This is a genomic window from Stieleria sp. JC731, from assembly GCF_020966635.1.
In the GTDB taxonomy this organism is placed as follows: domain Bacteria; phylum Planctomycetota; class Planctomycetia; order Pirellulales; family Pirellulaceae; genus Stieleria.
Genome location: NZ_JAJKFQ010000011.1, coordinates 1,072,608 through 1,084,851, shown reverse-complemented (window position 1 = coordinate 1,084,851; position 12,244 = coordinate 1,072,608). Strand labels below are relative to the sequence as shown.

Here is a 12,244-nt window from a genome sequence, read left to right as displayed (position 1 = left end):
ACACACCGGACGCTAACCGCGAGCTGGCGCTCTGCGGCTGATGCAACGAGGGCTTGAAGCGCCGCCTGCGTGCTTATTTGCCCCCGACAATTGCGGCCCTAAAAGCCATCCGTGCCTGAGCCGCGATGGCGCTAGCCGCGGTTGCGTGACACACATCGGATACTGACCGCGAGCTGGCGCTCTGCGGCTGATGCTCCAACCACCCAGCAAATTCAGGCCATCGCTGTGAAACAGAATCGCACAGTAAAAACGCCCAATTCGGCTTTACTTTCCTAAGCCGCAAAGTCGATACCTTCACAACCGCGGTCGCCGGAACGCCCGCGGCAACATGGATGTTGATCTAAAGCGATCAGAATATTAATGAACAGATTTGACCGGCAACTGCCCAAAGGTCTGCGGATCTGGAACCCTGAGCCGAAAGCAGACTCAAGCCTAGAGGCGTCCGAAAACGCCGAATCGCTTGATTCGGGTACGCGTTCTCAGCACTCCCCAAGGACCGAGCGAGAACTCGACCGGATTTCCGGAATTGCTGCTGCAAAGACTCGCTCCGTTCCGCTAAAAGTATTCGTGCCACTGCTGGTCGAAGCCCAGGAACGAAACAGTGCTTGGTTGGAAGATTTTCAAGACGACAATGTTGTTATTGACGCCGACCTGCACGAAGTCCTATTGGCCTACCAGAACTTGCGAAATCGGCGTGACGCTGCGTAATTCACCGATGATGAACGCTCCCGTTTTCACCAGCTTGACTATCTAGCCTAGCTGACTGAACACGCCGCCATTTTGTAAGTCCCGATCGATCGCAATGGCGAAGGATCGAATCAAGGACGAAGCTGCATCGCCGATTTGACGCGTCATGTCAGTCGAATGAGTCAGCATTTCAAAGGGCAGAAGCAGGAATCAAAGGACTGTACGATGCGTTCTATTGCAGTAATCAATCAAAAAGGTGGTGTGGGCAAAACGACCAGCTCGGTCAACCTCGCCGCTGCTCTCGCCCAGTCCGGCCGACGCGTCTGCGTCATGGATCTTGATCCACAAGCTCACGCATCGCTTCATTTCGGCATCACAGCCGTTGGCGACCAGCCCAGCATGTACGAGATCCTCTGCGGCGAAGCCTCGATCGCACAAGCACGCTGCAAAGTCTCCGACACCCTTTCGGTGATTCCAAGCAATCTAGATCTCGCTGCCGCAGAACTGGAACTGGCATGCGAAGTTGGACGCGAAATGATCTTGCGTGACCGGCTTGCCGACGACAACGAAGAATACGACTACCTGATTCTCGATTGCCCGCCCAGCCTTGGCGTTTTGACAATCAACGCACTGGTCGCGGTCAACGAAGTCTTCCTGCCGCTACAGCCTCACTTCCTCGCTCTGCACGGACTGAGCAAACTGCTTCGCACCGTCGAAGTCGTCTCACGTCGACTCAACAGTGCACTACGCCTTTCGGGCGTGATGCTGTGCATGTACGACAGCAACACTCGCTTGGCTGCCGAAGTCAGCACGGATATCGACGAGTTCTTCCGCGCCACCGGTGGCGGTCGCGACTTTTTCCGTGGTGCAAAGTTCTTCGACACTCGAATCCGCCGCAATATTCGTCTCGCCGAAGCCCCCAGCTTTGGTCAATCGATCTTTGAGTATTCTGCGGACAGCAACGGCGCTGTTGACTACCGAGCCCTCGCGGACGAAGTCATCGCTCAAGAAGCCGCTTCGGTTTCTGCAGAGCGGCTAGCCGCCTAAAAACCGGCCTCCAAAGCAACGCCCTAAAAGCAAATCTTCAAGTGTCGATCCTCGTCACCTGCGAAACCGGCGGCTACCGAATGCCGCCGATCCTGAACGATCCCGCGAAAGATCGTTCCGCTGTTTCGTTTCGTGACGCCGACCTTTGCGGGCTTAAACTTGCGACCGAGATCAGCTCGATCCTTCAAGCCCCGTGCCTGTCGCATCCCTACCACGCCGGATGCATCGATGTCTCGCGGCCTTTGGACAACCGAAAACTATTCGGTCGATTCGCAAAATCGCTGAACACCGAAGATCGCAACCGCCTTTTGGAAAGCGTTTACCAAAACTACCACCAAACGGTTCAGCATGCGATCGAACGCATCCTGCAGCAGTTCACTTTCGTTGTGCACCTATCGGTACGCAGCTTTGCACCGATCAAGAAAGGACGCCGCATCCGAACCGACGTCGGACTCCTTTACGATCCCTCACGGTCATACGAATCCGACCTATGCATGGACTGGATTGACGAAGTCTATTTCAACTTTGGCAATTTAAGAGTCCGACGAAACTATCCCGCTCGCGGAACACGCAACGGTCTGCTCGGATCAATGCGAGAACAGTTCTCGCCGGAGCATTACCTAGGCATTGAAATCTGGGTCAATCGCTGGTGGGCCAATCGGCAATCATCCATTCGCGACGAAGCGGTTTACGAACTGTCCGAAGGCCTGCGAATGACAATTGGCCTACCCGTCTGCGAAGCCGCGTAAAATCACGGCAGCTAAGGCCACCTTCAATCCACAGCAGTGGCCTCCGACAGTCAATCGATCAAGTCAAATTCGATCGCCGCCTTGACGCACCCATCTTTTCGATTGGCGAACACGTCGTAGGCTTCGACGCCTTGATCGATTGAGAATCGATGCGTCAAACACCAAGATAGATCCAGCGGCTGATGCTTCATCTGGTCCGCAACCGCGTCCATCAAGCTTCTTGCCGGACATCGCCCGGTTCCGAGCACCAAATTTTTGTCATAAGCCTCTGCCGGTGAAAAGGCAAAATGAGGTGCGGTGTGGCAGCCGATGACCGACATTTTTCCACCCGGACGAATCAAGTCGTATGCCAAACGCTGTGCCTGAGGCAACCCGACGAATTCCAAAACGGCATCCGCGCCACGGCCATTTGTATGTGCACGCACAAATGATGCTGCCTCGTCTGCGTCCGTAAATGAATCGGCACCTCGCTGGGCCGCCTGCCGGGCGCGGCTTGCGTTCAAGTCAATCGCGACGACCTTCCTTGCTTGGCGCTGAAACGCGAATCCGATCGAAAGTAACCCCACGGTTCCACAGCCAATGACGACAACACAATCAGCACCTTGCTGTTCGTCGATCGACAACGAAGCGCCGTAGAATGCCGTGCTCAGATTGTCCCCCAGTAACAACGCATCGCTGGCCGAAACCCAATCGGGAACCTTGACTACCGTCCCGTCGGCTAACGGTACACGCACCAATTCCGCTTGACCGCCATGCAGCCCAGCGCCGTCTTGTCGCCAACCGAACAATTGCCCTTCAGAGCAGCGTGCCGACAACCCGTGCTTGCAGTAGTAACATTCGCCACAGCTGCTCGTGAATGGCGCACAAATACGGTCTCCGATGTCAACCGATGTGACACGGTCACCTTTGTCGATCACTTTCCCGACAAATTCGTGACCCATCACTGTGCCGACGTCCAACCCAACTTCGCGTCCGAAATATGGATGCAAGTCGCTTCCGCAAAGCCCCGCTAGCTCGACTTGAACGACAACATCGCGATCGTTTTCAATTTTTGCGTCTGCGACTTCGTCGACGACAACGGACTGGACTTCACGAAAGCAGATCGCACGCATGGGGACAAAACTTCTAGGTGGGGGTACCGATGCCGAAAACGGTGTTCACTGTGATACGATGGGGCATGTTTAACATGGCCGTTTTGGGCTGTCACCCGGGAATAGATCTAAAGTGAATCGGTACGACGAAGCTGACGGTTTGCAGCGTCAATTGAAACTAACGTGGCTACTGCTTCTTTTGGTGGTCGGCCTCATCGCCGTCCCCAGACTTGTTTCGATGTTCCGCTGGAACGCAGCCGCGGGTGACCCTCGCCCGGTAACGCCGCGTGGCGAACTTGCCTCTTGGGAGAAGACCACAACGGACTTGTTCAGTCGCGTCAGCCCCTCGGTTGTCTACCTGACAACACGATCACGTGTCGCAGATCCTTTCTATCGACGCGCGGTCGAAGTCGATGCCGGCTCGGGCAGCGGATTCATGTGGGACGAATTGGGGCACATTGTGACCAACTTTCACGTCCTCCAGGATGCATCATCGGCCCGCGTTGTGATGTGGGACCACTCGTCCTACGAAGCCTCGCTGGTCGGAGGATCACCTGACCATGATCTAGCGGTGCTACGAATCAATGCACCACAAGAAAAACTAAAGCCAGTGCTGATCGGCGAAAGTGGCGAACTACTTGTTGGGCAGTCAGTGTTTGCGATCGGCAATCCGTTTGGGCTCAGCCAAACCCTGACAACAGGAATCGTCTCAGCCAAAAGCCGCACGATCCAAAGCCCGACGGGACGCTCGATTGATGAGGTGATCCAAATTGATGCGGCGATCAATCCCGGCAATTCAGGCGGACCTCTGATGGACAGCGCCGGACGATTGATCGGTGTCAACACCGCGATCTATAGCCCATCGGGTGCGTCCGCGGGTGTTGGCTTTGCCATCCCGATCGACACGGTCAACCGAGTCGTCCCACAGATCATTGCCTCCGGTCGATATGAACCGCCACAACTAGGCATCAGAGTCAATCAAGAATTTAGCGACGCGATTACGCGACGGCTCGATGTCAGCGGCGTCCTGATCATGGACATCATCGAAGGCGGTGGGGCCGACCAAGCAGGCTTGCGTGGTACCATCGTCGGTCGTCAAGAACTGGTTCAACTCGGCGACGTCATCACGTCGATCAACGGCTCCGATATTAGCAACATGGACGAAATGCTGAAGACGCTTGATCGCTTCACGCGGGGCGCAAGCGTGACAATCGAATATTGGCGAGAAGGACAAACGGCAACCGCCGACGTACCGCTGCGTTGATACGTAAAAACCGAAGTCTGCCCTAGCGTAGCCCAAACGCTGCCAGCCGCTATTTGACTTGCAAACGATTCGAAATCTGCATGCCGATCGCTAGTGGGCGGACGGCTTCTTGCGCCAGTTGCTTTTGATAATAGCTTGCAACAACCCCATCTAGCTGAACACAACCGTCGTGTATCGAAACCCGAACTCGACGAAGCTCTGCTGGCCCGACCTCATGAACCGCCGCTTCGAATAAGCGAATCTTCTCGCCAGAACCGTCGGACTCTACATCATCTGTCGAAGATGGCACCACGATGTGACTGCTTCGCGTCCCCTGCCGCCGTAGCTCTTCGGACGAAGTAACACCCCCGGATGTACCGCCGCCATGCCTCACGACCTGCTTGCGACGAACGACGTCAACTCCTGAACTGATCATTACCAAACCTCCTGTTTGCACACACCTCCACGAAGCAAATCGACCCAACGTTTGGTGTGGCACGCATCAACGTTGAAAAAGCACTTTGAATCGAACAAGGATGGAATGCGAAAATCATGCCCCGAGCCTCCAAACTTATCAAACTGATAGGCTTTTCCTAAAACATTTCGCCGGACATTGGAAAAGTAAACCGCACAGCGAAAATGCTTCGCTTTGCATGCATTTCAAAATGGACCAACCTGAGACACCGTCGCACATTTATTGACCGAAGTGGTCAGTGAATCGCCGCTTTGCTATCAGAAACTCCCGTGCTGACTGATCACGCAAACCGACTTGCAGAGTGTTCTTCTGTTCGCATTTTGAACGCAAATCGAAATGCCCCAATTTCGGACGATCTCTTGTGTGAAACCGCCGATGTGAAACCAGCTTTTTATCGGAGAAATCTAGGGTCGGAATGTCGTCTGAACGCGAAAACTGTCTTGGGGTGAACATCGCTAGATTGCTAGACTCGGCGGTCCTTAAACCCATGCGAGCAGTTGCGATGGAATTTGCCGGCGGCAAGTTCCGTAAGACCGACTGTTCGCTTGACTTCCGCGCGCCAAATACACCCCTAACGTGGTTTGAGCAGTCACTCCGGCCAGTGTCCTGAATGCAGGAAGACGCTTGAGCTTGATCAAGCGTCGGTCGATGCTGCGCAGAATGGGTCGCCACAAGCTTCGCCGATCCACTGCGATTGCGGGATGAAGCTGATCGCTGCGGAATGGAAAGGCGGTGAGATCGAAGCATTGTGTTCCGATTGCGGAACCGAATACGTCGTCAATTCCGCTGGCGCAGGTGCACAGCTGCCGTGCCGCTGCGGTGGGCTGATCACTATCCCGACCATGCGTCTGGTTGACTGGCAGCCTTCGGCTCCGGTAGCAACACCAGCCCATGTTGGTTCGTCAGCGATCACCGATGTGGACAACGATGCCCGATCGCCCGAACCAGTTTTGGCTGCTGAGGCGGAAAAATCATCGGCGACCATTCGCGAAACGGTCACGGAATCAAATATCGACGACATGGCTTCTGCCGAGGTCGCTGCCGCTGACGAGGACATGACGCCCGAGCCTATCGAGACCGACTCGACCGAGCTCGCTTGTCAACAGCCGCCAAAACCAGTGCTGCCGATCGTTGCTTCGCCAACGCTCTTTACCATCACGACGGCGAGCGTCAGCCAAAGGATTGCTAAAGATCCAGTTGCCGAAACAAGTAACTCATGCAATGCACTCGAAGACGTAGCTCCATCGAGCAGCACTTGCCTTCGCATTGACGCTTCGCTTCCGATCGCTCCAAAGCTGGAACTGATTCAACTCGAACTTCCCAGCCGATCACAAACATCAACGCAAGCATCCCGCACTGCAGCTTCGGTTCGTTTACCGATCACCACATTCGGACCGCTATTTCAAATCCAGCCGCCCGATACGGCAGCCTCGCTCGCGTTAGAGCTTCGTGCCGATACCGCTCGTCTTCCGATCGTCGCTTCGCCAGAGCTGTTCTCCATTGAACATCCGACTCGCGGTGATGCGAGAACGAAATGCTTGGATCTTCCGATTGTCGCGGCACCCGAGCTTTATCAAATCCAATGGAACGAGCTGCCCCGACAAATAGACGAAACAGTTGTTCGGCTCCCCATCGTTGCCGCACCAACGCTCCATGAGATAGAGCTTTCGCCTGAGGAACCGACCGAACAGAGATCAACCGAACAAAGGTCAATAAAACCGCTTCCTATCGTCGCGGCTCCAGAGCTGTTTCAAATTGAAACGCCAGTCCCACGCCCAATTCCAGCCTATACGCAACAGCTTCCGATTATCGCCGCACCGGAACTGTATTCGATCGAAGTGGTCGAGACTGTTGACGAACCGACCGAGGATTTCGAAGACAACGACTTGGCAGTCGACAACTTGGTGCTCCCCGTCGTTCGGTCTCCAGAGCTGTTCCAGATCGAATTTAATGCAGAGAGCGTCGTCAGTGAGGTTAATGACGCTACCGCCGATGTCACATCAACGACTGCTCAATCGATCGAACTTCCCATCACTGCCGTTCCAACGGTTTATCAAATCTCACTTGTTGACTTGCCTCAAGTCACGGCTACCGATTCGCAGCCGCCGCAAACGGAACCAGCCGCCACGGAACATTCGGTAGCCGAAGAACAACTTGCTGCGACAGCGAAACTGGCCGACGATCATTTTGAGCTTGCTTGCCCAGGATGCAAAGCAACCTACCCGATGCCGCGTGATGCGATCGGCGAATCCGCCGAATGCGAATGCGGCTTCGTATTTCAAATCAAAGACAATGTCGATGCGATCGATGACGCTCTTGCATTCGATCTCGTCCCCTTTCCACCCTTGGTTGCTGATCGCACCGGTCACCGCGCGACGGCAGCAGAGGACTCCACATCGCCTGAGATGGCGGCTCGCAAAAACGCGACGGATCCATTGATCAGTCCCAAGGTTGAACCAGCCGAGATCGAACGCCAACGCAGTCGCTCGATCGATCGCATGTCGACAACTTCGTTGCTGATGCGATACGCCGCATCGACGCTGGCCGTCATCCCGATCGCAACGTTGTTGTATTGGTTTGTGGCCCAGCAAAATCCCACCACGTTGTCTTGGCAAACCTTACAAAATGCATTCCGCAGCCAAGGCTCGACCGCTCCACTTCCGACATTGGTCGAGCAACCAGAAATCGCTTCAGCAGACCAGCTTCAGCCATTGGTAACGCCACCGGCAATCGCCATGGAGGCAGCGAACACACCGAATGTGAACCTCGCGTCGGCGGAAAGCGATCAAGCAATCGACGTCGCGGCGAGCAGCAACCGAGCGGTCGAACCTGAATCGATCGATCCCCAAGACCAGCTATCGGAATTCCTTCGACCGGTTCAGCAAATTGCGATCGAGCTTCGCAAACCTCAGCGGCTTGATCGAGCATCACTCCAACGCTTCGCCAATGCGATCGAATCGCTTCGACCACGTCATCGCGAATTAACGCAACACGATTTGACGTGGCTGGGAGAATCGTGGAGATCTCTGGCCGAACGGGCTGAATCGGCAGACTTAGCATCGCGATGCTTTTACCAAGCATCTAGCGCCTATTCACTGTTGTTGACAATCGAACAGACGGAAGTCTCCAAAGCGTTTGCAGAGGAGCAGCAACGAATGCTGTATGACCGATCTCGTGAAGCACAGCGTATTGCGTTGTTACAATCCGGACATGAACTTCGGTAGGGGATCGCGAGCGGCAGTCGACTTGCAATAGGCAAGTCATTTGCGAACTGGATGCACCCTCAAGCAACCGTCGCTAACGCGATGCGGCTCAGGAGTAAGAAAACCAGCCGCGATCGCTTGCCCATAAAACTGAGCCGTAATGGCGCTAGCCACGGTTAAGTGCTTCTCTCCAGCCCGAGGCTGCACCTAGCACATCGCAATGCCAGACCCTTGCGACGAGTGATCGTGGCTGACCATCAATGACAGCCTCGTGCGAGGCTCCCGCCTCGCATACCATGTCTTGCAGGCTCCGCCTGCGCTACAGAATGAACTCAAGCAACCGTCGCTAGCGCGATGCGGCTCAGGAGCAGGAAAACCACCCGCGATCGGTTACCCAAAAAACTGAGCCGCAATGGCGCTAGCCACGGTTACGTGACCAACAAAACTGAGCCGTTTTGGCGCTAGCCACGGTTAAGTCCTTCTCGCCAGCCCTAGGCTGCGTCCAGCACATCGCTATGCCAGATCCTTGCGACGATTGATTGTGGCTGACCATCGATGACAGCCTCGTGCGAGGCTCCTGCCTCGCATGCCATGTCTTCCAGGCTCCGCCTGCGCTACAGAATGAACTCAAGCAACCGTCGCAAACGCGATGCGGCTCAAGAGCAAAAACTCTGCGACTATTCTTGTGGCTCGGTCATCTTCCAAGGGTCCAACGCTTCGGTCAGTTCCGCTTCTGGCAAGATGTTCTTTTCCAAGCACAGCTCGCGAATGGTTTGACCGCTCGCAAACGCCTCTTTGGCCAACTTCGCTGCCATCTCGTACCCGATCAACGGATTCAAGCTGGTGCACATCGACAAGCTCTGTTCCACAGCGGCATTGCACGATTCCTCATTCGCTTCCATCTCTTCGACACAGAATTCGATGAATGCGTCGACACCTTGCGCCAACAACAAAATCGACTCCAACACCGTGTGCGCCATCACGGGCATCATGATGTTTAGCTGAAAGTTTCCTCCGGCGGCACCACTGACCGTGATCACGGAATCATTGCCGATCACGCGTGCGGTCAACTGCATCATCGATTCGCACATCACCGGATTGACTTTCCCCGGCATGATGGAACTGCCGGGCTGACGCGATGGCAACTTGACTTCATAAAACCCGCAACGTGGTCCACTGCCAAGCCAACGAATATTGTTGGACAGGTTGAACATCGTCTGAGCGATGCACTTCAGTTCGCCATGAGACTGCACCAATGCGTCCCGTTGTGCGTTGGCTTCGAAATGGTTCACCGCTTCGATGAATGAGATCCCGGTGCGTTCTTGAAGAGCCTTTGCGACGCGGGCGCCAAACTCTGGATGGGTGTTGATTCCGCTACCCACCGCCGTGCCGCCGACAGGCAATTCCAGCACCGCATCGCGTGCGATTTCGGCACGCTTAATCGACAACTCGACCTGTCGTGCGAACCCGCCGAACTCTTGACCGAGACGCAGCGGCGTCGCGTCCATTAAGTGAGTTCGACCGATCTTCATAACCTTGTCCCATGCAGCTGCCTTGGCTTCCAAGACCGCGTGCAGTTTTTTTAGCGACGGGATCAGTGCGGTTTCGATCTGAACGGCGGTCGCGACGTGAATCGCGGTTGGGAAAGTATCATTGGTACTCTGTCCCATGTTCACGTGGTCGTTGGGGTGAATGGACTTTTCGGTTTTCGTCCAGTCGCCACCGTCGATCTCGATCGCACGGTTGCTGATCACCTCGTTGACGTTCATGTTGCTGCTAGTGCCACTGCCCGTCTGGAAGACGTCGATCGGGAAGTGATCGGAAAGCTTGCCTTCAACGACTTCTTCGGCAGCAGCCAACATCGCGTCAACCTGAGCGTCGGTCAGAGGATTTTTCCCGCTGCCGGTCAACTTACCTAGATCACGATTGGCAACACCACAGGCGTGCTTGACCATCCCCATCGCTCGGATCATCGCATCGGGTAGGCGCCAGCCGCTGATCGGGAAGTTTTCAACCGCTCGCTGCGTTTGGGCACCGTAGTAAGCCGTGGAGGGAACCTGCACGTTCCCCATCGAGTCGTGTTCAGTTCGATAGTCCGTCATGATCATTATCCAAGCAGAAAGGTGTCTCAATCGGCTTCCAAGTTTATCGATGGCGCCGGAATTGGGATAGCCGCACAAAACAAAGTACCGCGACGACAAAATGAATTGCCGCCGCGGTACTTGGTGTTTTAACGCGATTTTAATCGACTACTTGGCGATGCAGTAAAGGTGGTGCTTCCCACGCAGGTAAATCTCATCTCCCACAATCGCGGCGGACGCATCGATTTCGGCGGCAAGCTTATTCGAAGCGACGACTTCCAGCGATTTGCCGTGCCGAATCACGACCGTCTCGCCATCGCGTCCCGTAATATAGATGTGATCATTTGCCGCAACCGGACTGGCATAAATGCTGCGGATACCGTCCAGACGTGTCTCATCGATGATTACGTCGCCAGTTGCCGCGTCCCGGGAGACGATAATCCCGTTGTTGCTTTTCACAAAGTACAACTGGCCCTTATAAAGCAACGGCGAAGGCACATAGGGTGCCGCGTCTTCCCCAATCCAAGTGATGTTATCCGAATCCGTAACGTCGCCTTTGGACGATAGCGGTATCGAGTAGATCGCGTAGCCTCGATAGCCCGTCATCACGATCACGTCGTCCTTGTAGCGGACCGGTGACGGAATCGGGTTTTGGGCCTGGCCACCGCACTCCCAAACAATTTCGCCCGAAGCCAGATCATAGCTTCGGACCTTGTTGGTACCGTTCGTGATCACTTGATAGGCACCGTTGTACTCGGTGATCAATGGGGTCGCCCAGGTCGTTGGCTCATCACGCTTTTGACGCCACTGTTCGTCCCCAGTCTTGGCATTGAGCGCCACGATGAACGATTCACCTTCGTGATCAAAGGGAACGACCAATGTGCCGTTGGCAAGCGCAGGTGAACTTCCTTCGCCAAACTGTGCACGGGTTTGCATCGTGCCAAGATTCTTCTCCCAAAGCTTTTTCCCTTCGAAGTCGATAGCGAAGACCCCGCGTGAACCGAAGGAAACATAAAGGCGATCGCCGTCGGTCAAGGGAGACGAAGAGGCAAACGTATTCGTGTTGTGGCCCGCTTCGTGAGGCACCTGCTCAGTTAAAACCGATCGCCAAACTTCAGTTCCATTCGCGCGATCATAGGCAACAACAGCGAACTGATAGTATTTCGTCGGTGACGGCCCACCGCCGAAACCACGTCGTCCACCACGACGCCTGCCGCGTTCTTGTTCACCCTGATCATTTGACGTGTCAGCCTGAGCCTCCTCCGCAGGTGCTCCCTCCTTTGACCGATCGGTCTCAATCGCGGTCGCGACATAAACCCGATCCCCCAAAATGATCGGGGTCGAACTGCCGGCGCCGGGAACTTCAATCTTCCAACGGATGTTTTCTGATTCACTCCAAGTGGTCGGAGGATTTGAATTCTCCGCCACGCCTGAAAACTCGGGACCACGCCACTGGGGCCAGCCTTGTGTCAGGTCGGCGGCAAATGTGATCGACGGAAGAATCAAAAGCAGAGCAATTGCGGGCAGCAATCTCATTTGGCGGACCCCATGAGTGGCAATTTGTGACTAGCGGTAAAACAATTTGAGAGAAAGCGTGCCGACGGACACACCCAGTTAAACCGCCTAACCAGGCAATGGTTCCGAATCCGCTCACTCGACCGAGTCATT

At 55.1% G+C, this 12,244-nt stretch carries 9 protein-coding genes; 5 read left to right on the top strand and 4 right to left on the bottom strand.

Features of this window, described 5'->3' with window-relative positions:
• The first annotated feature begins 360 nt into the window (after positions 1-360).
• From LOC67_RS20910 to LOC67_RS20900, 3 genes are all read left to right on the top strand, one after another.
• Positions 361-708 (top strand): hypothetical protein, encoded by a 348-nt coding sequence (locus LOC67_RS20910; protein WP_230264753.1) that lies wholly within the window; start codon positions 361-363, stop codon positions 706-708.
• Between the two features lie 204 nt (positions 709-912).
• Positions 913-1,734 carry a ParA family protein gene (locus tag LOC67_RS20905; RefSeq protein WP_230264752.1) on the top strand — a complete coding sequence of 274 codons (822 nt, stop codon included), beginning with the start codon at positions 913-915 and terminating at the stop codon, positions 1,732-1,734.
• A 41-nt stretch (positions 1,735-1,775) separates the two neighbouring features.
• The gene (locus LOC67_RS20900) at positions 1,776-2,483 is read left to right on the top strand and encodes an N-formylglutamate amidohydrolase (protein WP_230264751.1); all 708 of its coding nucleotides are present in this window, start codon (positions 1,776-1,778) and stop codon (positions 2,481-2,483) included.
• A 50-nt stretch (positions 2,484-2,533) separates the two neighbouring features.
• Here LOC67_RS20900 and LOC67_RS20895 read toward each other — a convergent pair whose 3' ends face one another.
• Positions 2,534-3,595 (bottom strand): alcohol dehydrogenase catalytic domain-containing protein, encoded by a 1,062-nt coding sequence (locus LOC67_RS20895; protein WP_230264750.1) that lies wholly within the window; start codon positions 3,593-3,595, stop codon positions 2,534-2,536.
• Positions 3,596-3,707: 112 nt separating this feature from the next.
• On the opposite strand from LOC67_RS20895, the gene LOC67_RS20890 reads away from it, so the two are divergent.
• Positions 3,708-4,838, top strand: a complete 1,131-nt coding sequence (locus LOC67_RS20890; RefSeq protein WP_230264749.1) for a S1C family serine protease — start codon at positions 3,708-3,710, stop codon at positions 4,836-4,838.
• Between the two features lie 49 nt (positions 4,839-4,887).
• Here LOC67_RS20890 and LOC67_RS20885 read toward each other — a convergent pair whose 3' ends face one another.
• The gene (locus LOC67_RS20885) at positions 4,888-5,253 is read right to left on the bottom strand and encodes a BON domain-containing protein (protein WP_230264748.1); all 366 of its coding nucleotides are present in this window, start codon (positions 5,251-5,253) and stop codon (positions 4,888-4,890) included.
• Positions 5,254-5,993: 740 nt separating this feature from the next.
• On the opposite strand from LOC67_RS20885, the gene LOC67_RS20880 reads away from it, so the two are divergent.
• Positions 5,994-8,516 (top strand): hypothetical protein, encoded by a 2,523-nt coding sequence (locus tag LOC67_RS20880; protein WP_230264747.1) that lies wholly within the window; start codon positions 5,994-5,996, stop codon positions 8,514-8,516.
• A 656-nt stretch (positions 8,517-9,172) separates the two neighbouring features.
• Here the strand turns inward: LOC67_RS20880 and LOC67_RS20875 are convergent.
• Both LOC67_RS20875 and LOC67_RS20870 read right to left on the bottom strand, forming a co-directional pair.
• Positions 9,173-10,597 (bottom strand): class II fumarate hydratase, encoded by a 1,425-nt coding sequence (locus LOC67_RS20875; RefSeq protein ID WP_230264746.1) that lies wholly within the window; start codon positions 10,595-10,597, stop codon positions 9,173-9,175.
• Positions 10,598-10,744: 147 nt separating this feature from the next.
• Positions 10,745-12,112, bottom strand: a complete 1,368-nt coding sequence (locus LOC67_RS20870) for a PQQ-binding-like beta-propeller repeat protein (protein WP_230264745.1) — start codon at positions 12,110-12,112, stop codon at positions 10,745-10,747.
• Positions 12,113-12,244 lie beyond the last annotated feature (132 nt).

Coding starts and splice junctions, on each gene's coding strand:
- LOC67_RS20910 (WP_230264753.1), top strand. CDS start 361: ATGAACAGATTTGACCGGCAACTGCCCAAAGGTCTGCGGATCTGGAAC.
- LOC67_RS20905 (WP_230264752.1), top strand. CDS start 913: ATGCGTTCTATTGCAGTAATCAATCAAAAAGGTGGTGTGGGCAAAACG.
- LOC67_RS20895 (WP_230264750.1), bottom strand. CDS start 3,595: ATGCGTGCGATCTGCTTTCGTGAAGTCCAGTCCGTTGTCGTCGACGAA.
- LOC67_RS20885 (WP_230264748.1), bottom strand. CDS start 5,253: ATGATCAGTTCAGGAGTTGACGTCGTTCGTCGCAAGCAGGTCGTGAGG.
- LOC67_RS20880 (WP_230264747.1), top strand. CDS start 5,994: ATGAAGCTGATCGCTGCGGAATGGAAAGGCGGTGAGATCGAAGCATTG.
- LOC67_RS20875 (WP_230264746.1), bottom strand. CDS start 10,597: ATGACGGACTATCGAACTGAACACGACTCGATGGGGAACGTGCAGGTT.
- LOC67_RS20870 (WP_230264745.1), bottom strand. CDS start 12,112: ATGAGATTGCTGCCCGCAATTGCTCTGCTTTTGATTCTTCCGTCGATC.